This is a genomic window from Streptomyces sp. NRRL F-5135 (genome assembly GCF_000719775.1).
GTDB lineage: Bacteria > Actinomycetota > Actinomycetes > Streptomycetales > Streptomycetaceae > Streptomyces > Streptomyces hebeiensis.
On sequence record NZ_JOHR01000009.1, the window covers coordinates 152,616 to 179,353 of the forward strand.

General features: G+C 72.5%; 22 protein-coding genes. 5 read left to right on the forward strand and 17 right to left on the reverse strand.

What is annotated here, in order from left to right; translation table 11 throughout:
- Window positions 1–46 precede the first annotated feature (46 nt).
- Window positions 47–904: an ABC transporter permease gene (locus IG02_RS0117635; protein ID WP_030748354.1), complete on the reverse strand. Its 858-nt coding sequence runs from the start codon at window positions 902–904 to the stop codon at window positions 47–49.
- Window positions 901–3,534 (reverse strand): alpha/beta fold hydrolase, encoded by a 2,634-nt coding sequence (locus IG02_RS0117640; RefSeq protein ID WP_030748356.1) that lies wholly within the window; start codon window positions 3,532–3,534, stop codon window positions 901–903. Before IG02_RS0117640 ends, IG02_RS0117635 begins: the two co-directional genes overlap by 4 nt.
- Before the next feature lie 209 nt (window positions 3,535–3,743).
- Between IG02_RS0117640 and IG02_RS0117645 the strand changes: the two genes are divergently transcribed.
- Complete coding sequence (locus IG02_RS0117645) at window positions 3,744–4,163, forward strand: GNAT family N-acetyltransferase (RefSeq protein ID WP_030748357.1); 420 nt, start codon at window positions 3,744–3,746, stop codon at window positions 4,161–4,163.
- Window positions 4,164–4,291: 128 nt separating this feature from the next.
- On the opposite strand, the gene IG02_RS0117650 is transcribed toward IG02_RS0117645, so the two are convergent.
- Window positions 4,292–4,903: a TetR/AcrR family transcriptional regulator gene (locus IG02_RS0117650; RefSeq protein ID WP_030748360.1), complete on the reverse strand. Its 612-nt coding sequence runs from the start codon at window positions 4,901–4,903 to the stop codon at window positions 4,292–4,294.
- Window positions 4,904–4,999: 96 nt separating this feature from the next.
- Here IG02_RS0117650 and IG02_RS0117655 point away from each other — a divergent pair, with 96 nt between their 5' ends.
- On the forward strand, window positions 5,000–5,749 hold the full coding sequence (locus IG02_RS0117655) for an SDR family NAD(P)-dependent oxidoreductase (RefSeq protein ID WP_030748363.1): 750 nt from the start codon (window positions 5,000–5,002) through the stop codon (window positions 5,747–5,749).
- Between the two features lie 94 nt (window positions 5,750–5,843).
- Here IG02_RS0117655 and IG02_RS0117660 read toward each other — a convergent pair whose 3' ends face one another.
- The 7 genes from IG02_RS0117660 to IG02_RS42890 all read right to left on the reverse strand — a co-directional run bounded on the left by IG02_RS0117660 (window position 5,844) and on the right by IG02_RS42890 (window position 11,739).
- Window positions 5,844–7,133 (reverse strand): MFS transporter, encoded by a 1,290-nt coding sequence (locus tag IG02_RS0117660; protein ID WP_078854569.1) that lies wholly within the window; start codon window positions 7,131–7,133, stop codon window positions 5,844–5,846.
- 248 nt (window positions 7,134–7,381) lie between these two features.
- On the reverse strand, window positions 7,382–8,716 hold the full coding sequence (locus IG02_RS0117665) for a DegT/DnrJ/EryC1/StrS family aminotransferase (RefSeq protein WP_030748370.1): 1,335 nt from the start codon (window positions 8,714–8,716) through the stop codon (window positions 7,382–7,384).
- The gene (locus IG02_RS37860; RefSeq protein ID WP_234314791.1) at window positions 8,704–9,888 is read right to left on the reverse strand and encodes an NAD-dependent epimerase/dehydratase family protein; all 1,185 of its coding nucleotides are present in this window, start codon (window positions 9,886–9,888) and stop codon (window positions 8,704–8,706) included. The genes IG02_RS0117665 and IG02_RS37860 overlap by 13 nt, the downstream gene beginning before the upstream one ends.
- 154 nt (window positions 9,889–10,042) lie before the next feature.
- Window positions 10,043–10,621, reverse strand: a complete 579-nt coding sequence (locus IG02_RS0117675; protein WP_030748376.1) for a DUF4291 domain-containing protein — start codon at window positions 10,619–10,621, stop codon at window positions 10,043–10,045.
- 78 nt (window positions 10,622–10,699) lie between these two features.
- The gene (locus IG02_RS0117680; RefSeq protein WP_420707760.1) at window positions 10,700–10,915 is read right to left on the reverse strand and encodes a DUF397 domain-containing protein; all 216 of its coding nucleotides are present in this window, start codon (window positions 10,913–10,915) and stop codon (window positions 10,700–10,702) included.
- Window positions 10,899–11,306, reverse strand: coding sequence for a DUF5753 domain-containing protein (locus tag IG02_RS42885; RefSeq protein ID WP_234314792.1), 408 nt, complete (start codon window positions 11,304–11,306; stop codon window positions 10,899–10,901). Before IG02_RS42885 ends, IG02_RS0117680 begins: the two co-directional genes overlap by 17 nt.
- 31 nt (window positions 11,307–11,337) lie before the next feature.
- Window positions 11,338–11,739: a helix-turn-helix domain-containing protein gene (locus IG02_RS42890; RefSeq protein WP_234314793.1), complete on the reverse strand. Its 402-nt coding sequence runs from the start codon at window positions 11,737–11,739 to the stop codon at window positions 11,338–11,340.
- 295 nt (window positions 11,740–12,034) lie between these two features.
- Between IG02_RS42890 and IG02_RS0117690 the strand changes: the two genes are divergently transcribed.
- Window positions 12,035–12,451: an ATP-binding protein gene (locus IG02_RS0117690; RefSeq protein ID WP_030748381.1), complete on the forward strand. Its 417-nt coding sequence runs from the start codon at window positions 12,035–12,037 to the stop codon at window positions 12,449–12,451.
- Between the two features lie 190 nt (window positions 12,452–12,641).
- Window positions 12,642–14,282 carry a discoidin domain-containing protein gene (locus tag IG02_RS0117695; RefSeq protein WP_051765204.1) on the forward strand — a complete coding sequence of 547 codons (1,641 nt, stop codon included), beginning with the start codon at window positions 12,642–12,644 and terminating at the stop codon, window positions 14,280–14,282.
- Window positions 14,283–14,350: 68 nt separating this feature from the next.
- Here IG02_RS0117695 and asnB read toward each other — a convergent pair whose 3' ends face one another.
- The 6 genes from asnB to iolC form a co-directional block, all read right to left on the reverse strand.
- Entirely contained in the window at window positions 14,351–16,201 is a 1,851-nt protein-coding gene (gene asnB, locus IG02_RS0117700) for an asparagine synthase (glutamine-hydrolyzing) (protein WP_030748385.1), read from the reverse strand.
- 350 nt (window positions 16,202–16,551) lie between these two features.
- The gene (locus IG02_RS0117705) at window positions 16,552–18,051 is read right to left on the reverse strand and encodes a CoA-acylating methylmalonate-semialdehyde dehydrogenase (protein ID WP_030748388.1); all 1,500 of its coding nucleotides are present in this window, start codon (window positions 18,049–18,051) and stop codon (window positions 16,552–16,554) included.
- A 24-nt stretch (window positions 18,052–18,075) separates the two neighbouring features.
- Window positions 18,076–20,154, reverse strand: coding sequence for a 3D-(3,5/4)-trihydroxycyclohexane-1,2-dione acylhydrolase (decyclizing) (gene iolD, locus IG02_RS0117710; protein ID WP_078854571.1), 2,079 nt, complete (start codon window positions 20,152–20,154; stop codon window positions 18,076–18,078).
- Entirely contained in the window at window positions 20,151–21,104 is a 954-nt protein-coding gene (iolB, locus tag IG02_RS0117715) for a 5-deoxy-glucuronate isomerase (RefSeq protein ID WP_051765207.1), read from the reverse strand. Before iolB ends, iolD begins: the two co-directional genes overlap by 4 nt.
- A gap of 17 nt (window positions 21,105–21,121) precedes the next feature.
- Complete coding sequence (locus tag IG02_RS0117720; protein WP_030748397.1) at window positions 21,122–22,003, reverse strand: Cgl0159 family (beta/alpha)8-fold protein; 882 nt, start codon at window positions 22,001–22,003, stop codon at window positions 21,122–21,124.
- Window positions 22,000–23,118, reverse strand: coding sequence for a 5-dehydro-2-deoxygluconokinase (gene iolC / locus IG02_RS0117725; protein ID WP_051765209.1), 1,119 nt, complete (start codon window positions 23,116–23,118; stop codon window positions 22,000–22,002). The genes IG02_RS0117720 and iolC overlap by 4 nt, the downstream gene beginning before the upstream one ends.
- A 139-nt stretch (window positions 23,119–23,257) precedes the next feature.
- On the opposite strand from iolC, the gene IG02_RS0117730 reads away from it, so the two are divergent.
- Window positions 23,258–24,169, forward strand: a complete 912-nt coding sequence (locus IG02_RS0117730) for a sugar phosphate isomerase/epimerase family protein (RefSeq protein WP_030748403.1) — start codon at window positions 23,258–23,260, stop codon at window positions 24,167–24,169.
- A gap of 133 nt (window positions 24,170–24,302) precedes the next feature.
- Here IG02_RS0117730 and IG02_RS0117735 read toward each other — a convergent pair whose 3' ends face one another.
- On the reverse strand, window positions 24,303–26,681 hold the full coding sequence (locus IG02_RS0117735; protein ID WP_051765212.1) for an MMPL family transporter: 2,379 nt from the start codon (window positions 26,679–26,681) through the stop codon (window positions 24,303–24,305).
- Window positions 26,682–26,738: the final 57 nt, after the last annotated feature.

A 26,738-nucleotide genomic window follows, 5' to 3' on the forward strand; every position in this document is an offset into this window, starting at 1 on the left:
TCAGAGCGCGACGGCCCTCACGGCGCGACGGCGGACACGATGGGCCTCAAGACACGATGTCCTTGCGGGAGAAGCCCCTGAAGGCCAGGGCGAACAGCACCACCGCGTAGGTCACCGAGATCGCCGCCCCCTTCACCATGCCGCCCCACTCCAGCTGCGGCTGGAGCGCGTCGGCCCAGGCGAACTGCCAGTGGGCGGGCAGGAAGTCCCGCCAGGAACCGAGCGCCGTGACGGCGTCCAGCACATTACCGATGATCGTGAGGCCCACCGCGCCGCCGACCGCGCCCAGCGGGGCGTCGGTCCTGGTCGACAGCCAGAAGGCGAGCGCGGCGGTGACCAGTTGGGAGACGAAGATGAACGCGACCACGACGAGCAGCCGGGGCATGGCCTCGGCCGGGGCCAGGGAGCCGCCCGTCGGCAGTTCGAGCGGCCCCCAGCCGTACGCGGCCGTGCCGGCGACCAGCGCCACCAGCGGCAGCAGCAGGATCGCCCCGGCGCTCATCAGGAGCGCCACCGCCAGCTTGCTCCACAGCAGCCGGATCCGGGGCACGGGAGCGGCCAGCAGGTAGCGCAGCGACGACCAGCTCGCCTCGGAGGCGACGGTGTCCCCGTGGAACAGGGCGACGGGCACGACCAGGAGGAAGCCCGCGGAGACGAAGAGACACGTGGCGGCGAAGTTGGCACCGGAGGCGGTCGCGGTGTCCATCAGGGTCACCCGCCCGTTCTCCCGTCCCTCCGGCGTGCCCCCGATGGCGAAGGCCACGATCATCACGAACGGGAGGACGGCCAGGACGCTCCCCATGGCCAGCGTCCGCCGCCGCTTCAGCTGCCGCAGCGTCTCGACCCGCAGCGGCAGGGTGCGCCGGGGACGGTAGCCGGGGGCCGATTCGGTCAGCGCGCTCATGCGGAGCCTCCTGAGATCAGGGTGAGGAACGCGTCCTCCAGGCGTCGGTGCGGCCCGACCCCCGTCAGCGGTACGTCCAGCCGGACCAGTTCGGCGATCAGGGCCTGGGTGGTCATGCCGTCGAGCCCCACGAGCAGCCCCTCCTCGGTCCGGACGGCGGAGCCGACCCCCGCCAGGCCGGCGACCTCGTCGGCCACCCGGTCCGACACCGGCTCGGCGGTGGTGACCAGCACGGTGTCGCCCGAGCCGGTGATCTCCTCGACCGGTCCCGCCTGCACGAGCTGCCCCCGGTCCATGACGACCAGGTGCGTACAGGACTGCTCGACCTCGGAGAGGAGGTGGCTGGAGACGATGACGGTCCTGCCGCCGGCCGCGTACTTGATCATCACGTCCCGCATCTCGCGGATCTGGGGCGGGTCGAGTCCGTTGGTCGGTTCGTCCAGGATCAGCAGGTCCGGCATGCCGAGCATGGCCTGGGCGATGGCGAGGCGCTGCCGCATGCCCTGCGAGTAGGTGCGTACGGCACGGGCGAGCGCGTCACCGAGGCCGGCGATCTCCAGGGCCTCGTCGATGCGGGAGTCCTCGGCCGGACGGCCGGTGGCCTGCCAGTACAGCTCCAGGTTGGCCCGGCCCGACAGGTGCGGCAGGAAACCGGCGCCTTCCACGAACGCCCCGACGCGGGAGAGGACCGGCGCTCCCGGCCTGATGGCGTGTCCGAAGACCCGGATCTCGCCGGCGTCGGGGCCGATGAGCCCCATCAGCATGCGCAGGGTGGTCGTCTTGCCGGCGCCGTTCGGGCCGAGCAGGCCGAGCACCTGGCCCTTCTCGACCCGGAAGGAGAGGTCGCGGACCGCGTACCGGTCGGACGACTTGGCGTACCGCTTGGTCAGCCCGCTGATCTGGAGCGGCACTTCGGCGAGCGCGGGGTCGGGCGCGGGCGCGGCGGTGCGGCGCCGGGCGGTGAGCAGCAGCCCGGCCGCGATCACGACTCCGGCGGCCGGCAGTCCCCAGGTCCACCAGGGCAGCCCGGTGGCGCCGGTGGTGAGGGCGGGCACGGTCGGTACGGCCAGGGCGCCCGCCACGGAGACCCGGTAGTCGGCGGGGGCGGCCGGCGAGGCGTAGCCGAGGTCGGTGGCCGAGAGGACCAGCCGCAACCGGTGTCCCGGGGCGACCTGATGGTCCACGGCGGGCAGCGTGATCTCGACGGTCCTGTCCTGGCGGGCGTCCTCGACCCGGAGGGGCGTGACGAGCTGGGAGGGCAGTACCTGGCTGCGGCCGTCGGGACCGACGTCGTAGAGCTTGGCGAAGAGGACCGCCTCACCGGTGCTGGAGCGGACCGTGGCCCGCACGGTCGGCGAGCCGGTGACGCGCAGCGAGCGGTCGAGGGGCGCCGAGTCGAAACGCGCGTACTGGCCGGGGAAGTCGAGGGAGAGTCCGACACCGGCCGACGACAGCTGGGCGAGCCCGCCGCCCAGCCCGGGTACGGCGGAGATCGCGGGCGGCGCGCCGCCCGCCGGGTTCTCGAAGGTCTGGGCGCGGCCGGTGAGCGGGACGGATGTGGTGCCGCTCGTCAGGCCCGGGTAGCGGTCACCGCTCGCGCCGCGCAGCTGCGCCCGGCCGTCGGTGGAGTCGACGCCGCCGGTCCTGCTGACCCGGAACGCGGGACCGGTGGTGGCCTCCTGGTCGTCCTTGAGATGGCGGTCGAACCACTGGGTGACGCGGCTTTCGAGACGGCCGGCCTCCGGGTCCCCGCCGTCGTGCCCGCCGGCCATCCAGTCGACGTCGACGGGCGCCCCGTTGCGCTGGATCGCGCGCGCCATGGCGTCGGCGTGGCCGAGCGGGAAGAGCGAGTCGTTCTGGCCCTGGACGATCAGCGCGGGCACGTCGATCCGGTCGCCGACGGCGGACGGGCTGCGCCGCTCGAGGAGGTCACGGGCGGCGGGGTCCGGTTTCCCGGAGAGGGCGACCCGCTCGTACATGTCGCACAGTTGCTTCTCGAAGCGGGCGCAGCCGCCGCCGTTGGAGATGAAGATCCCGGCCCAGAGCTTCTTGAAGACCCCGTTCGGGAAGAGGGCGTCCGCGAGGTTCCAATAGGTGATCAGCGGGGCGATGGCGTCGACGCGGTCGTCGTACCCGGCGGCGAGGAGCGAGACGGCCCCGCCGTAGGAGGCCCCCGTGACGCCGACGCGGGGATCGCCCTTGGCGTCCAGGCTCACCTCGGGACGTTTCGCGAGCCAGTCGATCAGCCGGGAGACGTCCTTGACCTCGTTGTCGGGGTCGTTGAGTCCGATCTTTCCGGTGGATTTCCCGAAGCCGCGGGCCGACCAGGTCAGTACCGCGTAGCCGTCGCGGGCGAGCTTCTCGGCCTGGGCCCGTACGTCGTTCTTGCTGCCGCCGAAGCCGTGGCCTATGAGAACCGCGGGCCGGCGTCCGCCGCCTCCCGCGGTGAAGTACGAGGTGTCGATCCGGGCGCCGGGCATCGTCAGTGTCTGGTCCGCCCGGTGCACCGGGGGCGGCCGGTCCGAGGCGACTGCGGTCCAGGTCCCGGCGCCGACCAGTACGGCGACGGCGGCCAGGCCCGCGAGCAGGCGTGCGCGCGGCCGGGACCTGAGAGGGGTTCGGGTCTCCATGCGTGAACCCTAAACGTGGTTCCGGCGCACCACCGCTGTCCCCGGTCGGAACCGCGAGGCATCCTCGAGGCGTACGGGATACCGTCTCCGTACACCGGACGCGGTATGCGCCACGGTGTTCCGCGGCCGCGCTGCCGTACCCGCCGTCCGCCGCGCTGCCGGCCGCCGGCCGTCGGCTGCCGCGGCCAAGCCGAAGGGGGCAACGGCACATGGACACCATGATCCGTCGCGCGACGACGGTCGCCGAGCTGATGGCGGCGGGGACGCTGTTCGACGGCCCGCCGCGTATCGACTGGGCGGAGTGCTTCCTCGCGTCCCCGGGTCATCTGATGCTGATCGCCTACGCCGACGACCGGCCCGTCGGGATGGCCTCCGGTGTGGAGATGACGCACCCGGACAAGGGCACGGAGATGTGCCTGTACGAGCTGGCGGTGGCGGAGCCGTACCGGCGGGCGGGCATCGGCAGGGCGCTGGCCGAGGCACTGGCGGCGGAGGCACGTGAGCGCGGCTGTTACGACATGTGGGTCGGCGTGGAGACGGGCAACGACCCGGCGCTCGCGACCTACCGGTCGGCCGGAGCGCGGGAGGAAGGCACGTGCTCCGTGCTGACCTGGGACTTCTCCGGCTGAGACGGAAGGGCGTGGCCGCGGTGGGGGCGGGGCGGGACCGTGTCGGTGCCTGAACCGGGCCGGGACCCGGGGTCGTGTCGACCGGCCGGGGGCCTGTCGGCCGACCGGGGGCCTGCGGCCCGCCCTGATCACTCAGGCGGCGGCCAGTTCAGCAGGGCCATGTCGGCCACCCCCTGAAGGTCGTCGCGGGTCGCACCACCGGCTGCTTGGACGGCGATGCCGTTGGCGACGGTCATGAGGTAGCGGGCGAGCAGTCCGGGATCGGTGCCGGGAGGCAGGTCGCCTTCGTCGACGGCTTGCCGGAACCGATCGCGGAGGCGGGAGGTGTGCTCGTCGCGCCAGGCGCTGAGGGTGTCCCGGGCGGGGCGTCCCGGGTCGCCGGCGGCGAGGGCGCCTTGGACGCCGAGGCAACCGGTGGGGCAGCCGGGGCGGGTGGTGGCCCGGACGGAGCCGTTCAGGAACGCGGTGGCCACCTGCCGGGCGGTCGGCTCCCGCATGGCCCGGGCCCCGTACGAGGCGGGACCTTCGGTGTAACGCTCCAGAGCCTTGCGGAACAGCTCCTCCTTGTTGCCGAAGGCCGCGTACATGCTGGTGCGGGTGATTCCCATGGCGCTGGTCAGGTCGGTGAGGCTGGCGCCCTCGTAACCCTGTTCCCAGAAGACCCGCATGGCGTGTTCGAGGGCCTCGTCGGCGTCGAATCCTCTCGGCCGACCGATCGGTGCCTTCCGCCGCGTCTCCATGCGGGCCATCCTACCCCTTCCGTACTGGACGGTGCAGATGTGCTACGGTCCTCATTCGGTACCGATTGGTATCAAACTCTGTGGAGGTCATGCACCATGGGACAGCTTGAAGGCAAGACCGCCGTCATCACCGGCGGCAGCACCGGGATCGGCCTCGCCACCGCCGTCCGGCTGGCGGCCGAAGGCGCACACGTGTTCATCACGGGCCGGCGCAAGACGGAGCTGGACGCGGCCGTGGAAACCATCGGCCCGGCCCGGGCCACCGCGGTGGCGGGTGACATCTCCGACCTCGCCGACCTGGACCGCCTCTACGACGCGGTCCGCGCCCGGGGCCGGGGCCTGGACGTGGTCTTCGCCAACGCCGCGACCGCCTCGTTCGCGACACTGGAGCAGGTCACCGAGGAGCACTTCGACCAGACCTTCGGCGTCAACGTCCGGGGCACGTTGTTCACGGTGCGGAAGGCGCTGCCGCTGCTCAACGACGGCGCCTCGGTGATCCTGAACGCCTCGGTGCGCGCCGATGACGGTGTCGCGGCGTTCGGCACGTACGCGGCCTCCAAGGCAGCGGTCCGGTCCTTCGCCCGGACCTGGGCCAACGAGCTCAAGGAGCGGAACATCCGGGTCAACGCGATCTCCCCGGGCACGATCGACACTCCCGCGCTCGACGGGATGGTGGGCGCGGACGAAGCGCCCGCCCTCAAGGCGCGGTTCGCCGCCGGTGTCCCACTCGGCAGGATCGGGCGCGCCGATGAGGTCGCCGACGTGGTGGCCTTCCTCGCTTCCGAGCAGAGCAGCTTCATACTCGGAGCCAACCTGTACGTCGACGGAGGCGAGAACCAGATCTGACGCCGGACGGCGTCTGTACGGTCCGCCCCGGGCCGTACAGACGCGTCACGCCCTATGGCGCGAGCCGTGTGGTGCGCGCGGTCGCCGTGCGGCGTCACACGCGTCGCAGGCGCGGCGCGAGCAGCGCCATCGTGACCATCAGCGCGGGCAGGACGAGCATGGCGACCCGCAGGTGCGCCGCCTCGGCGATCCCGCCGATCAGGGGCGGGCCCGCGAGGAAGCCCACGTATCCGACCGCCGAGACCGCCGCGATCGCGGGGCCCGGGCGCTCCGGCCTGACCCGGGCCGCGTGGCTGAAGACCACGGGAATCACCGACGCCATGCCGAGCCCGAGGAGCGCGTACCCGGCGAAGCCCGCGCCCGGGACGGGGACGGAGACCGAGACCGCTCCGCCGAAGGCGGCGACGAGGGCGCAGCCGAGGGTGAAGCGCACGGTGCCGGCGCGCGCCCGGATCCGGTCGGACGAGAGCCGCCCGATGACCATCCCGGCGGAGAAGACGGCGAATCCGGCGCCTGCCGCCCCCGGGGAGGCACCGGTCACGTCGTGCAGGTAGACCGCTCCCCAGTCGTTCATGACGCCCTCCCCCATCAGCGCGCAGAAGGCGACGAGGCCGGGAACCCAGAGCGCGCCGCCGGGCAGGGCGAACAGCGGCCCCGGATCCTCGGCCGCCGCCCGCTCGTCGGGGAGCAGCGCGAGCGCCGCCACGCCCGCCGCGGCGCACAGGACCAGGGCCGTGGCGGTGAAATGGGCCGTCACCCCCACGCCCTTGGCAGCCGCCAGGGAGCCGGCCAGGGCTCCCGTGATCCCGCCGAGGCTGAACATGGCGTGGAAGCCGCCCAGGACGGCGCGGCCGTAGGCGCGCTCCACCATCACGCCCTGGGTGTTCATGGCGACGTCGACGGCCGTGTTGCCGCAGGCGAACACCGCCAGGGTGAGCGTGAGCAGCGGCAGGTTCGGGGCGAAGGCCAGGCCCGCCAGGGCGACCAGGTAGGCCGCCATGCCGGTGCACAGCACCGGGCGGCTGCCGTGGCGTGCCACCAGCCCGCCCACCAACGGCAGTCCGAGGAACGCGCCACCGCTGAGCCCGATCAGCGCCACGGCCAGTTGTCCGGCGGACAGTCCGAGGCCCTCCCGCACGGCGGGGACCCGGGCCGCCCAGGTGGCGAAGGCCGCTCCGGTGAGGAAGAAGACCGCGCACACGGCCACGCGCGCGCGTCGTGGTGGCGCGAGTGCCGGGCCCCGGTCCGGCGCGGCCATGGTCGTGACCGTGGCGCCGGCCCGAGCCCCGGACCGGCCCTCCGCCCGATCACCGGTCCGGCCCTCCGCCCGGTCCGCAGGCCGGTCCGCGGGCCGGCTGTCCTGGGCGTCCGCCTCGTTCCGCATCGAGTGGTGCGTCCTTCCGGTTGCCGACGATCTCCAGATTCCTTCTGAAGTCTCGGCTCCGGCTCCCCTCGGGGGCTTGGAACCGGCCGAACGGCACACGGACGTGGGACGGCGCGGACACGGAAGGGGGAGCGTGAAGGGTCGCCCGTTCCGTCACACGGTCAGGTCACACGCCCCTTTCGCACGCACGCGCCCTCTTCGCACGCCCCGACGCGCGTCACGCGGCCCCGTGATCGTCGTACGCCCTGTCACGCGGTCCCTTGATCGTCGTACGCCCCGTCACGCGCCAAGCCGCGTGCGAGCGCCACGACCGCGTCGCGCTCCTCGACCAGCACCTTGTGGAACACCTCGGCGAACAGCCGCATGGTGCCCTCGTCGTTCGGCGGCCCGAGCGAGCTGAAGCTCTGGCCGAGGACCAGCCGCCGTCGGCAGATCTCCTCCGCCACCGGGTACTCCTCGGCCCGGTACCGGTGCCCCGGTCGCGCGTGACCGCAGGTCCACGGGCAGCCGCGCCCGTAACCACGCATCTCCTGGAACAGCGTCTGCGCGGGCACCGGCCGCGGCTGCCAGCGCATGATGCCGAGCCCCTCGGCGTTCACCGCGCGCTCGACGGCGTCACGGAAGGCCGCGACCGGCACGTCCGCCTCGGCCAGCCCCAGCTCCTCCGGCGCGACGAGCAGGGGGTAGAAGAAGTAGACGTGGGTCAGCCCGTCGGGCACCACCGGCGGCCTGATGCCGGGGACGCCCGCCAGCGCGGCGGTCAGCGCGGCGCCGTTGGCGAGCCGTACGCGCGACATCTCGGGCAGCCGGCCGAGCTGCGAGCGTGCGAAGGCGGCGGCGAGGACGTCGATCCGGTAGTTCCAGCCCATGATGCGGGCGTTGTAGTCGCGCCCCTGACCAGGCAGTTCCTCGCCGAACATCAGGACCCGGCGCGCGAGCCGGTGTTCGTCGGGGTCGCGCGTCGCGAACAGCCCGCCTTCGCCGAGAGCCGACAAGCACTTCGAGCCGTTCAGGCTGGCCGCGCTCAGCGTGCCGAGCGCGCCCGCCGGCCGTCCGTGGTACGTGGCACCGTGCGCCTGCGCGGCGTCCTCGATCAGGGCCAGGCCGTGCCGGTCCGCGATCCGGCGCAGCGGGTCGTACGGGGCGGGCAGGCCGTTGAGGTCCACGGCGACGATCGCGCGCGTACGGTCGGTGATCCGCTCCTCGATCCGGGCGGGATCGAGGTTGAACGTCTCTATGTCGGTGTCCACGAAGACCGGCACGGCATTGGCCTGGAGCACACAAGAGGCGGAGGCGAGAAAGGTGTCGGCGGGTACCAGCACCTCGTCGCCCGGCTCGACCCCGGCGGCGGAGACAGCCATGTGGAGGGCGGCGGTGCCGGAGTTGGCGGCGAGAACGTAGGGCATGCCGGTGAAGTCTGCCCAGGCCGCCTCCAGTTCCTCGACGGCGGCCATGGGCCAGTGCCAGGGCGTCGCCCGGTCGAGCGCGCCGAGCACGGCCGTCCGGTCCTCGTCGCGTATCCAGGGCCAGGGGGCGACGGCGCCCTCGGGGATGACGGCGCGGCCGCCGGTCAGCGCGAGCACGCCGGCACCCCGTCCGTACCGTGCGCGTCGCGCTGCCCCGCACGTTCCGCCTCGTACTGTTCCCCAGTCCGGGCCTCGCGCCGGTCCTCGCGCGGGTCCTCGATCCGGGCCTCGAGCACGGCGGGGCGCAGCCGCCGCCTGCGTGCGTACGGCTCCCTGCGGAAGGCGGCTCGCACGGAGGGAAGTTCCGGGTACGGGCCGAGCTCCGCAGCGAGCGCGGCGAGCCCCGCCTCCAGGGTGACCCGTGGCGCGAAGCCGAGCGCGGACAGCTTGGCGATGTCCGCGACCAGGGCGAAACTGTCCGCCAGGCTGCGGTCGTCGGCCTCCAGCCGGGCGGGCCGGCCCGTGGCGTCGGCGACGGCGGCGGCCAGGGCCCGCATGGACACCTCCGTACCGCTGCCGATGTTGTAGATCTCGCCGTCCGCCCCACGAACGGCCAACGCGACGAGGGCGCGGCACACGTCGTGGACATGGACGAAGTCCCGCGTCTTGCGGTCGATGTCGCCGACGACCGGGATCGGCCGTTCGTTGAGCTGCCACCGCAGGAACTGGGACACCTCGCCCCCGGCCCGGCGGGGGTCCTCCCCCGGCCCGTAGATCACGAAGGAGCGGCCGATCACGACGGGCAGCCCGGCCGTACGGTGCAGGCTCAGCAGCGCGAACTCACCGGCGAGCTTGGACGCGCCGTACGGCAGGAAGGGCCCGGTCGGGTGGCTCTCGCCGATCGGCGTGTGCACGGGGGTGCCGTACACGATGGCGGAGGAGAGGAAGACGAGACGCGGCACGCCGAGTTCGAGGGCGGCGTTGCCCACATTGCTGGTGGCGAGCGCGTTGAGGTGGAAGTCGAGCCGGGGATTCTCGACGGAGAGGTTCCCGCTGGCGTTGCCGGCCAGATGGAAGACGGTGTCGGCGCCTTCGAGGGCGAGCAGGGTCTCGCCGTAGTCCCGCAGGTCGGCCCCTACGTAGCGGACACCGGGCAGCGCGGCGACGTCCTGGCCGAGCGGGGCGTGATCGACGGCGGTGACCTTCGCACCGGCACGCGCCAGGGCCGCGACGAGGTGACGGCCGACGAAGCCGGCTCCCCCGGTGACGACGACGTCCGCGAGATCTTCCGCCTCTTGGATGTCCGGCGGCGGCGCCGGAGAAGCTGAGGTACCCGGTGCATGGCTCACGGCCGCTCCCCGGTAGGTGGTGTGCTCGTGCCGGTCGCGGCACTCGCCACCGACCAGCGTGACCCGGGGGCCGGGCCGTCCGGGCGAAACACACCTCATGGTCCGAAAACAGCGCGGGAACCGCCCGTTTCCGGCCGCACGGGGTGGCGGGGGCCTACGGCTCCGGGTAGTCGGTCTCCCGGGGCAACAGCGACGCCGCCTCGGCGAGTTCACTCGGCCCGCCCACGCGTACGAGCCCGTGGATCCGGTGCGCGAGGGATGTCACGTCCGTCACGGAGACGATCCACTCGTCCGCGTACCGCCGCGCGGCCTCGCCGGAGAGACCGAGTTGGAGCGAGCGGTACGGCAACGCGTTCAGCCGCAGATCCCGCTCCGGGTCCCACTGCACGCGGACGGGCGACTGCCGCAACTCCCGTCTCCAGGCGTCCCGGTCGGCGTGCACGCCCGGATCGTAATGCGACAGACACGCCCGCCCGACGGCCCAGTCGAACCCCTCCCGGCCGATCTCGACGGCGAGGACGGTCTCCTGGCCTTCCTTGGTCCCCCATCCGCAGCGGTACATCATCCACAGGAACGACGGCTTGACCCACGTCATCCGATCCCGCTTCCACGCCGCCGGGAACCGCCCGTCGCGCACGGCGGGAAGCCCGATGGCGGGCGGGTACGCCTGGTACACGGTGATGGTGGACGCGGTGTGCACGGCCCGGATGCGACGCGATGAGATCTCCTGCATACGGCCACCCTGCTGCGCGGCCACCAGGTCGGGCCACCGAATAATCGTGCGGGCGGCACCGCCACGCGTCCGGACCGGTCAGGCGGACAGGTCCCCGGCCCTGACCGCACCGACGAAGGCCGCCCAGTCGGTCGCCCGGAAGACAAGGGCCGGACCTTGCGGCGCCTTGCTGTCACGGACCGGAACGACGGAGGGGCAGCCGTCCGACACCTCGACGCAACCGCCCCCGCCGTTGTCGCTGTAGCTCGACTTGCGCCAAGCCGCCAGCGCGGATGCGTCAGGAATCGTCGTCATCTTCATACCCTTTCAGGTACCTGCGCACGAGCTCTATGGATTCATCATCTGTCAGCGCCAATGAGCGAGCAAGATCGAAGCGGTCCGTCAGCTGAACCACCCGCTTCGGTGAATCCGCCCCTTCACCGGAGTCGAAGCTCTCGACCAGGGCCACCGTCGCGCCGTCCTTCAAGGTCATGAGGGTGAGCCCGCCACCCAGCATCGGGTGCGCGCCCCTGGCGAACGGGAGCACCTGAACCGTTGTCCGAGACCTAGCGGCGGCCCGCAGTAAACGCTCCAGTTGTTCCACCATGCACGCGGCGCCCCCCACCGGCCGCTTCAGCGCGGCTTCGTCCATGATCGCCCAGTAGTACGGCGGGGTCTCCCCGTGGAAGATGCGCTGGCGCCGCATACGGACGGTGACCCGCTCGTGTACCTCTTCTTCACTCTCGTCGGGCAATGACCGCCGGAAACAACGCGTGGGCGTAGGCCGGGGTCTGGAGAAGCCCGGGTACAAGGCTGCTCGTGAAGACCTGGATTCGCTCGGCTTCCGGTTCCTTGTTGACGATTTTCCTGCTGTAGTCGGCGATGACCGAGTCGTGCGCCATCTCCAGCAGATCAGCCAGAACTCCGTCCGTGTCGAAGAAATCGTCCAGCATGTTCACCAGGGCCTCGGACGGAAGTTGGGAACCCAACTCCACCCGTCCCAGATAACTGTGCGAATAGCCCCCGACCCTTTCCGACAGCTGCCGGAGAGACAGCCCCTTCCGCTCTCGCAGCCTGCGCACCCGCATCGCCAAGCGTACTCGCGGCGTGAGCTTCCCACCTTCATTGTTGAGTTCCATCGCCCGGTCGAACCTTCTTTCGCGTGACCAGCTTTCTCCAAAGCTGTTTGGTGACAGTGCGGATATGTCTCTTGCGGCCAGCGGCCGTTGATAGTGGTGACAACTAGCGCACAACAGAGCGTCCGTGCGCAAGACCTGCCCCCGCTGCCGCCGTTATCGGTCCGGGGCGTGGCCAACGCTTGTGAGGAGCGTCAACAATGGGACCGTTCTTTTCCCGTTTCTTCGTCATGCCACTCAATGGATTAATCGCAATGAAGCGGCGGGCCGCGCACTCTTCGGCGAACGGCACCCGGTGATGCGGGAGTCCGACGGCAACCGGGCCGTCGTGCTGCGCTGGACCCGGCATCCCCGCTGCGTGAGCCTCGCGCGTCTGGAGTTGCGCAAGGCGCTCACCGAGTGGGGGTTGTCCGCGCTGGAGGATTCGGCCGTGCTGGTCCTCTCGGAACTGCTCACCAACGCGGCCCGGCACGCCCGGGTCTCGCCGGGCCGGCGGATCGAGACGCGTTACCTTCCGGTCCCCGACGGTCTCCGTATCGAAGTGCACGACGCTTCCGCCGAACGCCCCGTGCGACGTACACCGGACGAGGACGCGTGTGACGGGCGGGGGCCGATGCTGGTGGCCGCGCTCGCCGACGCGTGGGGCGCCGACGACAGGGACGGGCCGGGCAAGGTCGTGTGGGCGACGCTGTCCCTTCCGGACGCCGTCCCGTGAACCGACGGTGACCTGTGACGACGTCCCGGAACGGGGCTTCGCGGCCAACGCCCCGTGTGCATGGGCGCGTTGGCTGTACGCGGTCACGCCGCCGGATTGTCAGTGGGGCCCGGTAGCTTCCTCACATCGGCGGAACCGCGCTGCGCGGCCTTCTGTCGGTCACCACTGGACGACACCTTGAGGAACAGAGATGGAACCGGTCTTCGCGGACTTCTCCACCACCCCGGCCCGACTGTCGAACGCCGTCGTCGGCCACCACCGGTGCGGGGTCGCCCCTTCGCACCTCGCGCTGGGCGCGGGCGGTTACATCAAGCTCGACTTCTCGACGGGCCGGGAGGAGAAGAGCTTCGAGGCCGTCGTCACCGTGACGACCCTCGGCGCGAGCGTCCCCATGGACGTCCTGCTCAACGGCGCGCTGGTGGCGGAGCGGCTCGCCGTGCCCGCGGCGTACGGGGTGTCCGGGGGCGAGGGCCGGGACGTGTCCCAGGACACCGTCCTGTCGGTTCCGGAGGGCGTGCTGACGCCGGGCGACAACATCCTGACCATACGCTGCCCCGCCGACGAGGAGGGGATCCTGCGGCTGACCGCGGTCACCGTGGACCCGGCCCGGGACAGCGGCGGGGCGCGGCGCGCGCTGGAGGCCAGGGCGAGCCGCCGGTCGGTCTTCGCGTTCAGCACCGAGCGGCGCGTGCCGGGCGCGACCGCCTGGCAGCCCGCGCCCCGGCTGCTCTTCCACCTCGACCGGGGCGACCGGGCCGTCCCGGCGCACCTCGGCTGGCGTACGGCCGACGGTGCGGAGGCGGCGATCGGGCTACGCGAGGACCTGGCCGGCTTCCAGGGGCACTACCGGGCCGCCGACGGCGCCATGGGCGAGTTCCGTGGCACCCTGGCGGACCGCTGGGCCTACCCCGAGGGCACCGCCGGCGCGCCGCTGCACCGGTTCTCCACGGAGGAGGGCCGGGACGGGGACTGGCGCCCGGCCGGGGAGCTGCGGCTGCTGCTCGACGACGGCGGTGCACCGGTGGAGCGGGTGTCCTGGAGCGACCGGCGCGGCAACGCGGCCTCGGTGACCGTGCGCGCCGCCGACGCCGAACCGGGCGGACCGGCCGGTTCGGGCGGCCCCGCACCGACCAGCGTCGATGAACTGCTCGACATCACCGACACGGTCACCGACGTCGAGGCGAGCGACGAGTTCGAGATGATGGGCGAGGTCGCGAGCAACCTGCTCCGCAAGGCCCACAACAAGTGGCTGGCGCACGACGACACCCCCGAGCTGGACTTCACCCTCCGACAGCCCGCCGCCGTCGTGGGGTACCAGCTGACCTCGGCCAACGACTTCCCGGACCGGGACCCGCGGGCCTGGGACCTCCAAGGCTCGCACGACGGCAGTACGTGGACGACGCTGGACTCCCGCTCGGGCGAACGCTTCGCACACCGGCACGAGACGAAGGACTTCACCTTCGCCAACGCCACGGCCTACCGCCGCTACCGGCTGCTCGTCACCCGGAACGGCGGCTCGAACGAGACCCAGCTCTCCCGGGTCCAGTTCTTCACCCGCGGCGGCGCCGCCAGCGGTTCCGCCGACGGCGCCGGGTCCGACTTCATCGGCTACTACGCGCCGGCCGGCGGCTCGCCCGTCGGTTACCGGGGTACGACCGTGCCCGGCCCCGAGTCCGACGCGGGGCATCAGCCGGGCGGTCCGCGTGAGCAGTTGCTCGCCGGGGAACTGGGCGAGACGGCCCAGGGCCTGGACAACGCGGCCCGGCTCATAGGCAAGCTGGCGGAGTACCTCCGGACCGACGCGTCCGCCGCGGGCCGCCGGGGCGACTGAGCGGCCACCGGCCAGGTGCCGGTCTCCGGGGCCCCGGCTCCGGGGCCGGCCCCGGGCGGCGCCCCCTCTCAGGACAGCACCAGCTCCGGCTCGTACATCTCCAGCCACAGCGCCAGATCCAGCGCACGCTCCAGACCGCGCCTCGACGCCGTCGTGACCTGGGGGCTCTCCCGTTCCGCCAGTCGCCGCAGGGCCGCCGGGTCCACCAGGTCGAAGACGGGGTGCGCCGGACGCGCCAGCAGGTCCTTGGCGTGGTTCTGGAGCGCGATCGCGTACTTCGGGTCCTGCGTCGTCGGGTACGGGCTCTTGACCCGGTCGTACACCGACTTCGGCAGTACGTCCGCCGTCGCCTCGCGCAGCAGGCTCTTCTCCCGGCCGTCGAAGGACTTGAGCGACCACGGCGCGTTGTACACGTACTCGACCAGCCGGTGGTCGCAGAAGGGGACCCGGACCTCCAGGCCCACCGCCATGCTCATGCGGTCCTTGCGGTCCAGCAGGATGCGGACGAAGCGCGTCAGGTGCAGATGGGAGATCACGCGCATGCGGTACTCGAAGTCGCTCTCGCCACCGAGCCGTTCGACGCCGGCGACCGCCGTGGCGTAGCTGTCGCGCAGGAAGGAGGGGATGTCCAGGGCCGTGTTCAGCTCGGGGCGCAGGACCTCCGCCTCGTCGACGTACCTCTCGTACTGCACCAGCCAGGGGAACGTCCGCGCCCGCCGCGCCTCCTCGTCGAAGAACTGGAGGTACCCGCCGAAGACCTCGTCCGCCGACTCGCCGGACAGCGCGACCGTCGAGTGCTCCCGGATCGCCCGGAAGAGCAGGTACAGCGACGCGTCCATGTCGCCGAGGCCCATCGGGATGTCCCGGGCCCTGATCACCCTGGCGCGGACCGACGGATCGGCCAGCGCGTCGGTGTCCAGGACGATGTCCTGGTGGTCCGTGCCGGCGGTCTTCGCCACGTCGTGCACGAACGGCGCGTCCGGGGTCGTTCGGAGCCGGTCCGCGACGAAGTGCTCCGCCTGCCCCACGAAGTCGACGGCGAAGCTGCGGACCCGCTCGCCCGTGGGGGCCAGCTGACGCGCCGCCAGCGCGGTCAGCGCGGAGGAGTCGAGGCCGCCGGACAGGAGAACACAGCGGGGTACGTCGGCGACGAGCTGGCGGCGCACGATGTCGTCCAGCAGGGTGCGGACCCGGGCCACCGAGGCGTCCCGGTCGTCGCCGTGCGGCCGGGTCTCGAGCGACCAGTAGACGCTCCGGCGCGGGCCGTTCCGGTCCACGGTCACCACCGTCCCCGGTTCGACCTCGCGCATGCCGTCCCACACCGCGTGTCCGGGCGTCTTGACGAAGGCCGCCAGCTCGCGCAGCCCGTCCAGCGCGACCCGCGGCCGGGCGAGCGGGTGGGCGAGGATCGCCTTGGGCTCGGAGCCGAACAGGACGCCGTCACCGGTCGGGTGGTAGTAGAGCGGTTTGATGCCCATCCGGTCGCGGACCATCACCAGTTTCTGGTCCCGGCCGTCCCAGACGGCGAAGGCGTACATGCCGTTGAGCCGCTCGGCGACGGACTCGCCCCACTCCAGATAGCCGTGGAGCACCACCTCGGTGTCGGAGTCGGTGGTGAACCGGTGTCCCCGGCCGGTCAGTTCGCGGCGCAGCTCGGCGAAGTTGTACGTCTCCCCCGAGTAGACGAGCGCGAGCGGTCCGCGCGGCGTCCCGAGCGTCATCGGCTGGCGTCCGCCGGGCAGGTCGATGATGGCCAGGCGGCGGTGCCCGAGGCCGGCGGGGCCGTCGGCCCAGGTACCGGAGTCGTCCGGGCCCCGGCAGGACATCGTCTCCGTCATCGCGTCCAGGGTCGCGGACGCGGTACGCGGGTCACGGTCGAAGGAGTGGTCGAAGGAGACCCAGCCGGCGATGCCACACATCTTTGTCCTCCTGTCTCCGGTCCGGCCGGGCCACCGGAGCGAATCAGTCGCGGCCGGCGTCTTGGGCACCGGCGCGACGCGTACGACTGCGTCCGGTCAACGCGTGCGTCGTGCCGTCGGTCACGGGGTCGGGTGAATCCGCCCGTCGGTGGCCGGTCGTTTCGGGACACGACGAACGCGGGCGGACACGACGAACGGCGGCGGACACGACGAACGGCGGTGGCCCGTACGACGTCAGGTCGTCGTACGGGCCACCGCCGCTCGCTGGTGCCGCCGTCGGCCCGGGCTTGCCCGGTCGGTGGCCCGGCTGCCGGGCCCGTGGGCTCTCGGCCGCCGGGCCGTGCGCCCCGTCAGTGGTTGCGCGGGAATCCCAGGTCCACGCCCGCCGGTGCCTCCGAGGGGTCCGGCCAGCGGGTGGTGACGACCTTGCCGCGCGTGTAGAAGTGCACGCCGTCGTTGCCGTAGATGTGGTGGTCGCCGAAGAGCGAGTCCTTCCAGCCGCCGAAGGAGTGGTAGCCGACGGGCACCGGGATCGGCACGTTCACCCCGACCATCCCGGCCTCGACCTCCAGCTGGAAGCGGCGGGCCGCACCGCCGTCGCGGGTGAAGACGGCCGTGCCGTTGCCGTACGGCGAGGCGTTGATCAGGGCCACCCCCTCCTCGTACGTCGCGGCGCGCAGCACGACCAGCACCGGGCCGAAGATCTCGTCGCGGTACGCGTCGGAGTCCGTGGAGACCTTGTCGAGCAGCGACAGGCCGATCCAGTGGCCGTCCTCGTAGCCCTCGACCGTGTGTCCCGTACCGTCCAGGACGACCTCGGCGCCCTGGGCCGCCGCGCCCGTGACGTAAGAGGCGACCTTGTCGCGGTGGGCCTTGGTGATCAGCGGGCCCATCTCGGACTCCGGGTCGGTACCGGGACCGATCCTGATCTTCTCGGCGCGCTCGCGGATCTTGGCGACCAGTTCGTCCCCCGTCGACCCCACGGCGACGACGGCCGAGATGGCCATGCAGCGCTCACCGGCCGACCCGTACGCGGCCGAGACCGCCGCGTCCGCCGCCGCGTCGAGGTCCGCGTCGGGCAGGACCAGCATGTGGTTCTTGGCGCCGCCGAGCGCCTGGACGCGCTTGCCGTGGGCGGTGGCCGTCGCGTGGATGTGGCGGGCGACGGGGGTCGATCCGACGAACGAGACCGCGGCCACGTCCGGGTGCGCGAGCAGCGTGTCCACCGCGACCTTGTCGCCGTGCACGACGTTGAGCACGCCGTCGGGCAGCCCTGCCTCGGCCGCCAGTTCCGCCAGCAGGTTGGCCGCCGACGGGTCCTTCTCGCTGGGCTTGAGCACGAAGGTGTTGCCGCAGGCGATGGCCAGCGGGAACATCCACATCGGCACCATCGCCGGGAAGTTGAACGGCGTGATGCCCGCGACCACGCCGAGCGGCTGGCGGATCGCCGCGACATCCACCCGGCCCGCGACCTGCGTGGACAGCTCGCCCTTGAGCTGGGTGGTGATCCCGCAGGCCAGCTCGACGATCTCCAGCCCGCGCGCGACCTCGCCGAGCGCGTCGGAGTGCACCTTGCCGTGCTCCGCCGTGATCAGCGCGGCGATGTCGTCACGGCGCGCGTCGAGCAGCGCGCGGTAGCGGAAGAGGACGGCGGTGCGCTGGGCGAGGGACGAGGTCCGCCAGGTGGTGTACGCGGCCTTCGCGGCGGCTACCGCGCTGTCCACCTCCTCGGCGGAGGCCAGCGCGACCTGGGTGGTGACGGCGCCGGTGGCCGGGTCGGTGACCGGGCCCCAGTCGCCCGACGTGCCCTCGACGGTCTTGCCGCCGATCCAGTGGTGGACGGTCTTCATCGCGTACTCCCTCACAGGTGACCCTCACAGATGACGGCGCCGGGCGGCGGCGTGGCGGTCGTAGTCCGCACGGGCGTTGACGGCGGACGCGCGGGTCGCCGTCCCGGCCACGGGAACATCCCACCACGCCTGCGCCGGCGGGACCCCCGGCCCGGTGTCGCCCGTCCCTGTCTCCACGTAAACACAGGTGGCCTCCCGGGCGGCCCGCGCCCGGGCCAGTGCTTCGCGCAGGTCACGGACCGTCTTGGCGCGGATCACCCGCATTCCGAGAGAGGCGGCGTTGGCGGCGAGGTCCACGGGCAGCGGGTCGCCGGTGTACGTGGCGTCCTCGGCCCGGAACCGGTAGGCCGTGCCGAAGCGCTCCGCGCCCACCGCCTCGGAGAGGCCGCCGATGGAGGCGTAGCCGTGGTTCTGGAGGATCACGACCTTCAGGGGCAGCCGCTCCTGGACGGCGGTGACGATCTCCGTGGGGTTCATCAGGTACGTGCCGTCCCCGACGAAGGCCCAGACCGGCCGCTCGGGGGCCGCGAGCAGCACTCCGAGGGCCGCCGGGATCTCGTAGCCCATGCAGGAGTAGCCGTATTCGACGTGGTACTGGTCGCGCGAGCGGGCCCGCCACAGCTTGTGCAGGTCGCCGGGGAGCGAACCGGCCGCGTTGATGACGATGTCCTCACCGGTGGCCAGCGCGTCGAGCGCGCCGAGGACCTGCGCCTGGGTCGGCGGGCGCAGTTCGTCTTCCGCGTCGAAGGCCGCCTGGACGCGCTGCTCCCAGCGTTCCTTGGACGCGCGGAACTCGGCTTCGTACGAGGCGGGGACGCGGTACGGCGACGCCTCTCCGCCCTCGAGCCGCTGACCGACCTCACCGCCCTCACCCCTGCCGCCGGCCGGCCCGGCCAGGGCGGTGAGCAGTCCCTCCAGGGCCGTACGGGCGTCGGCCACCAGCGGGTGCGCCGCGAGCTTGTGGGCGTCGAACCCCGTGACGTTCAGGTTCAGGAAGCGGACTTCCGGGTTCTGGAAGAGGGTGGCGGACGCCGTGGAGAAGTCCGACCAGCGGGTGCCGACGCCGATGACCAGGTCGGCGGTCCTGGCCAGTTCGTCGGCCGTGGCCGTGCCGGTGTGGCCGACGCCGCCGACGTCACAGGGGTGGTCATGGCGCAGGGATCCCTTGCCCGCCTGGGTGGCGGCCACGGGGATGCCCGTCGCGTCGGCGAACGCGGCCAGTACGTCCTCCGCCCCGCTGTAGCGCACCCCTCCGCCCGCGACCAGCAGCGGGCGCCGGGCGGCGCGTACCAGCGTGACGGCCTCGGCCAGTTCCTCCGGGTCCGGTGCCTGACGGCGGATCCGCCAGACGCGCTCGGCGAAGAACTCCTCCGGCCAGTCGTACGCCTCGGCCTGGACGTCCTGGGGCAGCGCGAGGGTGACGGCGCCCGTCTCGGCGGGGTCGGTGAGCACCCGCATCGCGGCGAGCGCGGCGGGGATCAGCGCCTCGGGGCGGGTGACGCGGTCGAAGTACACCGACACGGGGCGCAGGGCGTCGTTGACGGAGACATCGCCGGCCGAGGGGACTTCGAGCTGTTGGAGGACGGGGTCGGCGGGCCGGGTGGCGAAGACGTCGCCGGGGAGCAGCAGGACCGGGAGTCGGTTGATGGTGGCGAGGGCGGCTCCGGTGACGAGGTTGGTGGCGCCCGGGCCGATGGAGGTGGTCACGGCATGGGCGGAGAGGCGGTTGCTCTGGCGGGCGTAGCCGACGGCGGCGTGCACCATGGCCTGTTCGTTGCGTCCCTGCAAGTACCGCATGTCCGCCCGGGACTCGACAAGGGCCTGTCCTACACCCGCCACATTGCCGTGGCCGAAGATGCCCCAGGTGGCGTTGATCAAACGCCGGCGACTGCCGTCCCGCTCCGTGAACTGGCGGGCGAGGAAGGCGATCAGCGCCTGGGCGACGGTGAGGCGCCGGGTGTGCGGGCGCGCGCCAGTGCCGGGCCCTTCACCGGTGCGCGGGTCCGCCTCCGGGAGCGGGTCCGCCTCCGGGAGCGGGTCCGCGCCGAGGCCCGGGGCATCGCCGGCGCGCGCGTCCTCGCCGGGGTACGGGGTCGTGGTCATCGCGCGTCCTCCTCGGCCGCGGGGCCCGGGCCCGTCCCGTACAGCGGCAGACGGGGATCCACCGGGATGTCCGGCCAGGTGTCCCTGATCCAGCCGTGGTCGGGGTGGTCGCTGATCAGCCACTCCCGCTTCTCGCCGGGGCCCGCCATCACGTTGAGGTAGTACATGTCCCGGCCGGGCGGGGCGATCGCCGGGCCGTGCCAGCCGTCCGGGATGAGGACCGTGTCGCCCGTACGGACCTCGGTGAGGACGTCCGTGCCGCCGGGGCGGGAGGGCGAGACACGCTGGTAGCCGACCCCGCCGCGGTCGATCTCGAAGTAGTAGATCTCCTCCAGCTCGGACTCGGCCCCCGGGATGTGCTCGTCGTGCTTGTGCGGCGGGTAGGAGGACCAGTTGCCGCCGGGGGTGATGACCTCGACGGCGAGCAGCCGGTCGCAGGCGAAGCCGTCGGGCATGGCGAAGTTGTTGACCTGGCGCGAGCAGACACCCGCGCCCCGCAGCAGGACGGGAACCTCCGGCGCGGGGCCGTAGCGAGCGGGGAGTCGTCGCTCGCACTTCGCTCCTGCCAGGGCGAAGCGGCCTCCCGCACCGGAGGCGATCTGTGCGTGGGCGTCGCGGGGCACATAGGCGAAGTCGGTCGCTCCGCCGAACACGCTTCGCCTGCCCAGCAGTTCGAAGAACTCACCTTCCGTGCGCACCGTACAACCGCCCTCGAGGGGCAGGACGATCCACTCGCTGTTTCCGGTCGCCAGCGTGTGGCTGCCGCCGGGCGGGAGTTCGAGAACGCGCAGGCTGCTGTAGGCCCAGCCGGCCCGCTCGGGGTCGATGTCGAGGGCGTACGGGCCACGGGCACCGCTCCCGGCGGGCACGTAGCGGTCGTGCGGCCCGGAGGCCGGGGCGCCGGGCCCGGCCGGCCGGGCCGGTCCGCTCGGTTCATGGACGGTCGTCATGCTCTCTCCCCTACCCTTCACAGCAGTCCCACGGCCGTGTCGACGGCTCCGGCCACGTCACCGTCGACCGGATAGAGCAGCGAGCGCCCCACCACCAGCCCCTGGACGGTGGGCAGTCGCAGCGCCTTGCGCCACCTCTCGTACGCGCCCTGCTGGTCGCCCCCCGTCTCGCCGCCCAGCAGGACGGCGGGCAGCGTCGAGGTCTCCAGCACCCGCGCCATGTCGTCGGGATCCTCGGTGACGGGCAGCTTCAGCCAGGTGTACGCGGAGGTGCCGCCCAGCCCGGAGGCGATGGCTATCGACCGTGTGACGGCCTCGGCGCTCAGGTCCGTGACGAGCCGTCCGTCGGCCCGTCGGCAGATGAACGGCTCGACGAAGACCGGCAGCCGCAGCGCCGCCATGGCGTCGACGGCGCGGGCGGCGGAGTGCAGGGTGGTCAGCGAGCCGGGGTCCGCGTAGTCGACGCGGAGCAGCAGCTTGCCCGCGTCGAACCGGAGCCGGTCGAGGTCCTCGGGGCGGTGCCCCGTGAAGCGGTCGTCCAGTTCGAAGGCCGCGCCCGCGAGGCCACCGCGGTTCATGGAGCCCATGACGACGCGGTCCTCCAGGGCACCCAGGAGCAGCAGGTCGTCGAGGATGTCGGCGCTGGCCAGCACGCCGTCGACACCGGGGCGCGACAGGGCCAGACACAGCCGCTCCAGCAGCTCCTGACGGTTGGCCATGGCGGACCGGCTGTTCCCGACCGCGAGCGCGCCCCGGGCCGGGTGGTCGGCGGCGATGATCATCAGACGGCCGGTGGGGCGCAGCAGGGGCCGCCGGACCCGGCGGGCGGCGGCCTCGGCGACGGCTTCCGGGTGGTGCGCGCGCAGCCGGACGAGCTCGGCGACATCGACGCGGGTCACGCTCCGGCCTCCGGGGCGGGTCCGGCGGCCGGGGAGGTGGCCGAGGGCGCGGTCGAAGGGTCCGCGGGAGCCGGTGCGGCGGCCGGGAGCGGCGCCGCCGTTCGGGCCGGCTCCTGGACCGTTTGCCGCTCCTGGGCCGGGGGCTGATCCGGTCGCTGATCCGGGACCGGGCCGCCCGCGACGACCTGGCCGACCTCGTCGTCGTACGGCATGGCGGAGGAGCAGGCCAGCCTGGCGGCGACGATCGCGCCCGCCGCGTTGGCGTACCGCATGACCCGTGTCAGCCCCCAGCCCGCCAGTAGCCCGTGGCACAGCGCGCCCCCGAAGGCGTCTCCCGCGCCCAGCCCGTTGACGACCTCGACGGGGACGGGCGGGACCTCGGCGCGGGTGCCGTCCCGGTGGACGGCGAGGACGCCCTTCGGTCCCTGTTTGACGACGGCCAGCTCGACCCCGGCGTCGAGGAGGGCCCGCGCCGCCCCGTCCGGATCCCGCTCCCCCACGGCGACCTCGCACTCGTCGAGATTGCCGACGGCGACGGTGGCGTACCGCAGCGCCTCCGCGTAGTGGGCGCGGGCGGCGGAACCGGCGTCGTCCCAGAACATCGGCCGCCAGTCGAGGTCGAAGACGGTGGTGCCCCGGCGATCCCTGGCCCGGAGCGCGGCCAGCGTGGCGGAGCGGCTGGGCTCGGCGCACAGCCCCGTCCCCGTCATCCAGAAGACGCGGGCCGCCCTGATCGCGTCCAGGTCCAGCTCGTCCGGGTGAATCTCCAGGTCCGGCGCCTTGGGCTGCCGGTAGAAATAGAGCGGGAAGTCGTCCGGCGGGAAGACCTCGCAGAAGGTCACCGGCGTCGGGTACGCGTCGACCGGGGTCACCCAGTGGTCGTCCACCCCGAACTCCCGGAGCGCCTGGTGGAGGTAGTCCCCGAACGGGTCGCGTCCGGTGCGGGTGATGACCGCCGCGCGCCGGCCCAGCCGGGCCGCGGCGACCGCCACGTTCGTCGCGGAACCGCCGAGGAACTTCCCGAAGGCGTCGACCTGCGCCAGCGGGACCCCGGTGCGCAGCGGGTAGAGATCGACCCCGATCCGGCCCATGGTGATGACGTCGTGCGCAGGCATGCAGGCCCCTTCGTTCGACCCTTCGGTGCGACGGCCATTGCCAGGTTTAATGCTCCCGGCGGAACCCTGTCAACGCTTTGTCCTTACATTCGGACCAAGGCCTTGACACCTTTTCCGCGGGGCCGGAAAGCTGGTCGGCATGACCTCCTCCGCGCCCTCGCAGAACCGCATCCGGGTCGGATCGGCCCCCGACTCCTGGGGGGTGTGGTTTCCCGACGATCCGCGCCAGGTGCCCTGGCGGCGTTTCCTCGACGAGGTCGCCGAGGCGGGCTACGAGTGGATCGAGCTCGGCCCGTACGGGTATCTGCCGTCGGATCCCGCCCGGTTGGGCGAGGAGACCGGCCGGCGCGGGCTCAAGGTGTCGGCCGGGACGGTCTTCACCGGGCTCCACCGCGGGCCCGCCGTCTGGGAGGAGACCTGGGCGCACGTCTCGGACATCGCCGCGCTCACCCGGGCGATGGGCGCGGACCACCTGGTCGTCATCCCCTCGTTCTGGCGCGACGACAAGACCGGGAAGGTCCTGGAGGACCGCACGCTCACGCCGGACCAATGGCGCGATCTGACCTCTCAGACCGAGCGTCTCGGCCGGGAGGTGCGGGACCGGTACGGGCTGCGGGTCGTCGTCCATCCGCACGCCGACACCCACATCGACACGGAGGAGAACGTCAGCCGTTTCCTCGACGCGACCGATCCCTCCCTGGTCTCGCTCTGCCTGGACACCGGCCACTACGCCTACTGCGGCGGTGACAGCGTCAAGCTGATCGAGACGTACGGCGAGCGGATCGGCTACCTCCATCTGAAGCAGGTGGACCCGGAGATCCTGGCCGACGTCGTCGCGAACGAGGTGCCCTTCGGGCCCGCCGTGGGGCGCGGGGTGATGTGCGAGCCGCCGGCCGGTGTACCGGCGCTGGAGCCGGTACTGGCGGCGGCCAGGCGGCTGGACGTCGACCTCTTCGCCATCGTCGAGCAGGACATGTACCCCTGCCCGCCGGACAAGCCCTTCCCGATCGCCGAACGTACGCGCCGCTTCCTGCGTGGCTGCGGAGTCTGACGGCGGACACGCGATCGCGTCGCCCGTCTCGGCCGACGGGCCCGGTCCCGGACTGCCCCCGAGGACCGGCCCGCCTCCGACTCCAACTCCGCCTTCTACGCCGTCGCCCGCCCCCTGTTCCGCTCGCTCTCGCTCACCTCTTGCTCCGCGCCCCCGACTCCAGCTCCTTGCCCGGTCCGGACGTCCCTTCCGATCCCTCCGGCTCGTCCGAGCCCTGCTGCCCGTCGGACGTACCGCTTGTCTCCGCCCCTCGGCCGTCGGCCTGGGGATGACGCTCCTCCGCCCTCGGGGCGGACTCGCCCTCGCTCAGCCCGAACCGGACATGGAACCGGCGCAACGGGCCCGGCGCCCACCAGGTCGCCCTGCCGGTCAGCTTCATCACCGCGGGAACCAGCAGACTGCGCACCACCATCGCGTCCATAAGCACGGCCAGTGTGATGCCGAGCCCCAGCAGCTTCGTGCTGGTCACCCGCGAGGTGCCGATGGCCACCATGACCACCGCCAGGAGCAGGGCGGCCGCAGTGATCAGCCCTCCGGTGCGCTGGAGCCCGAACGACACCGATCGCTCGTGGTCACCGCTGCGGTCGTACTCCTCCTTGATCCGGGAGAGCAGGAAGACCCCGTAGTCCATGGAGAGCCCGAAGGCCACACAGAACATCACGACGGGCAGCGTCGTCTCTATGTCCCCCGTGGCCGTGAAGGCGAGCGGACCGGAGAGGTGGCCGTCCTGGAAGACCCAGACCACCGCCCCGAACATCGCGGTCAGGCTGAGGGCGTTGAGCACGACCGCCTGGATCGGTATCAGCACGCTGCCGGTGAGCAGGAAGACCAGGAACAGGGTCGCCACCACGATGAGGGCCAGGGCCAGCAGCAGCCGGTCCCCTATCGCGTCCTTGGAGTCGACCAGGACCGCTGCCGTACCGGTGACCGAGGTGTCGAACTCCGCCGGCTCCGCACGGATCCCCCGGACCAGGTCCTGGGCCTCCTCGCTCACGGCCTCCCCCCTGGGCAGCACCGTGAAGTACGCGTGCCCGCCGTCGCCGGGGACGGGGCCGTCGGCCCTCGCCACCCCGGGAAGGGCGGCTATCCGGTCGCGGTAGTCGGCGTACTCGGCGGGCGTCGCATCGCCCTTCGTGAGCACCTGGAGGCCACCACTGGGGTTGCCCGGGAAGTTGTCGCGGATCTCCTGCTGGACGACCCGGGACTCGGCGCTCGACGGCAGCTGCCGGTCGTCGGCCGTGCCGAACTTCACGCCCAGGAAGGGCGTCCCGAGCAGTACCAGCCCGGCCGTGGTGGCGAGGGCGAAGAGCGGGGCCCTGCGCATCACCAGCGCGGCCGTGCGCCCCCACCCCGCCCCGGGCGCCACGGCACCGGACGCCCCGGCGGCACCGGAACTGCCGTCGCCGGCCGCCCCGCCCGCACCGGTGCCCTCGCGGCCCTTGCCTCGCCCGCGGCGCAGCAGACGCCGAAGGTCCAGGGCATTGACCCGGTGGCCCAGCAGCATGAGCGCGGCGGGCAGCAGGACCAGCGCGGCGGCGGCCGCGAGCAACACCACCGCGATGCCGGCATAGGCGAAGGAACGCAGGAAGTACTGGGGGAAGACCATCATGGCGGCCAACGACACCGCCACGGTCAGCGCGGAGAACAGCACCGTACGCCCGGCGGTGCGCAGCGTGGTGCCGACGGCCGCTCTCACCTCGGCGCCCCCGGCCAGCTCCTCGCGGAAGCGGCGCACGATGAACAGGGCGTAGTCGATGGCCAGCCCGAGGCCCAGGGCAGTCGTCAGGTTCTGGGCGAAGATCGAGACCTCGGTGAGCTCGGTGAGCCCGCGCAGCACCGCGTCTGTCCCCAGGATGGCGACGACACCGAGCCCCAGCGGCAGCAGGGCGGCGACCGCGCTGCCGAAGACCATCACCAGCAGCACCAGCGTCACGGGCAGGGCGACCAGCTCGGCCCGCAGCAGGTCCTCCTGGATCGTGGTCTGCACCTCGTGCCGGATGGCGACGGGACCGCCGAACGAGACCTCCACCGGCCCCCGCTCGCCGCGGAAGGCGGGCGCTATCCGGTCCAGGGTCGCGGCGGCGGTCTTCTCGTCCCCCTCGAGCCGCGCGACGACGAGCGCTTGCCGCCCGTCCTCGGCGCGCAGCGAGGGTGCCCGGGTCTGCCAGTACGACCCGACGCCGGTGATCCCCTTCTCCGCCGCCAGCCGCTCGGTGATCCTCTTCGCCTCGGCGGCCACGGCGGGATCGTCCACGACGCGGGTCCCGCTGTCGACGAGCAGCAGCAGATTCGGCTGGGAAGCGGGGAACTCCCGCTCCAGCGCCTTGGTCGCATAGGTCGACTCGGCGTCCGGATCCTCCCAGCCGCCGCTGCTCAGCCGGTCCCCGACGCCGCCTCCCGCGAACACGGCGAGCACCGTGATCACCAGCGCGGCCAGCAAGGTCAGCCTCGGACGCGCGGTGACGAAACGGGTCCACCCCCCGAGCGGCGGCGCCGTGTTGACTTCGGACATGGTGCGGTGTCCCCTTCACCGTGACCCATGTCTCCGCACGGGTCGGCCAGTACCACA

What these genes read in the sequence shown, in the direction of transcription:
- IG02_RS0117680 (WP_420707760.1), bottom strand. Translation starts at nt 10,915, where the DNA reads ATGACGACGATTCCTGACGCATCCGCGCTGGCGGCTTGGCGCAAGTCG.
- IG02_RS0117735 (WP_051765212.1), bottom strand. Translation starts at nt 26,681, where the DNA reads ATGTCCGAAGTCAACACGGCGCCGCCGCTCGGGGGGTGGACCCGTTTC.
- IG02_RS0117690 (WP_030748381.1), top strand. Translation starts at nt 12,035, where the DNA reads ATGCGGGAGTCCGACGGCAACCGGGCCGTCGTGCTGCGCTGGACCCGG.
- IG02_RS0117645 (WP_030748357.1), top strand. Translation starts at nt 3,744, where the DNA reads ATGGACACCATGATCCGTCGCGCGACGACGGTCGCCGAGCTGATGGCG.
- IG02_RS0117650 (WP_030748360.1), bottom strand. Translation starts at nt 4,903, where the DNA reads ATGGAGACGCGGCGGAAGGCACCGATCGGTCGGCCGAGAGGATTCGAC.
- IG02_RS0117635 (WP_030748354.1), bottom strand. Translation starts at nt 904, where the DNA reads ATGAGCGCGCTGACCGAATCGGCCCCCGGCTACCGTCCCCGGCGCACC.
- IG02_RS0117655 (WP_030748363.1), top strand. Translation starts at nt 5,000, where the DNA reads ATGGGACAGCTTGAAGGCAAGACCGCCGTCATCACCGGCGGCAGCACC.
- IG02_RS0117705 (WP_030748388.1), bottom strand. Translation starts at nt 18,051, where the DNA reads ATGAAGACCGTCCACCACTGGATCGGCGGCAAGACCGTCGAGGGCACG.
- asnB (WP_030748385.1), bottom strand. Translation starts at nt 16,201, where the DNA reads ATGTGTGGCATCGCCGGCTGGGTCTCCTTCGACCACTCCTTCGACCGT.
- IG02_RS0117730 (WP_030748403.1), top strand. Translation starts at nt 23,258, where the DNA reads ATGACCTCCTCCGCGCCCTCGCAGAACCGCATCCGGGTCGGATCGGCC.
- IG02_RS0117695 (WP_051765204.1), top strand. Translation starts at nt 12,642, where the DNA reads ATGGAACCGGTCTTCGCGGACTTCTCCACCACCCCGGCCCGACTGTCG.
- IG02_RS42890 (WP_234314793.1), bottom strand. Translation starts at nt 11,739, where the DNA reads ATGGAACTCAACAATGAAGGTGGGAAGCTCACGCCGCGAGTACGCTTG.
- IG02_RS42885 (WP_234314792.1), bottom strand. Translation starts at nt 11,306, where the DNA reads ATGCGGCGCCAGCGCATCTTCCACGGGGAGACCCCGCCGTACTACTGG.
- iolC (WP_051765209.1), bottom strand. Translation starts at nt 23,118, where the DNA reads ATGCCTGCGCACGACGTCATCACCATGGGCCGGATCGGGGTCGATCTC.
- IG02_RS0117640 (WP_030748356.1), bottom strand. Translation starts at nt 3,534, where the DNA reads ATGGAGACCCGAACCCCTCTCAGGTCCCGGCCGCGCGCACGCCTGCTC.
- IG02_RS0117675 (WP_030748376.1), bottom strand. Translation starts at nt 10,621, where the DNA reads ATGCAGGAGATCTCATCGCGTCGCATCCGGGCCGTGCACACCGCGTCC.
- IG02_RS0117660 (WP_078854569.1), bottom strand. Translation starts at nt 7,133, where the DNA reads ATGCGGAACGAGGCGGACGCCCAGGACAGCCGGCCCGCGGACCGGCCT.
- iolB (WP_051765207.1), bottom strand. Translation starts at nt 21,104, where the DNA reads ATGACGACCGTCCATGAACCGAGCGGACCGGCCCGGCCGGCCGGGCCC.
- iolD (WP_078854571.1), bottom strand. Translation starts at nt 20,154, where the DNA reads ATGACCACGACCCCGTACCCCGGCGAGGACGCGCGCGCCGGCGATGCC.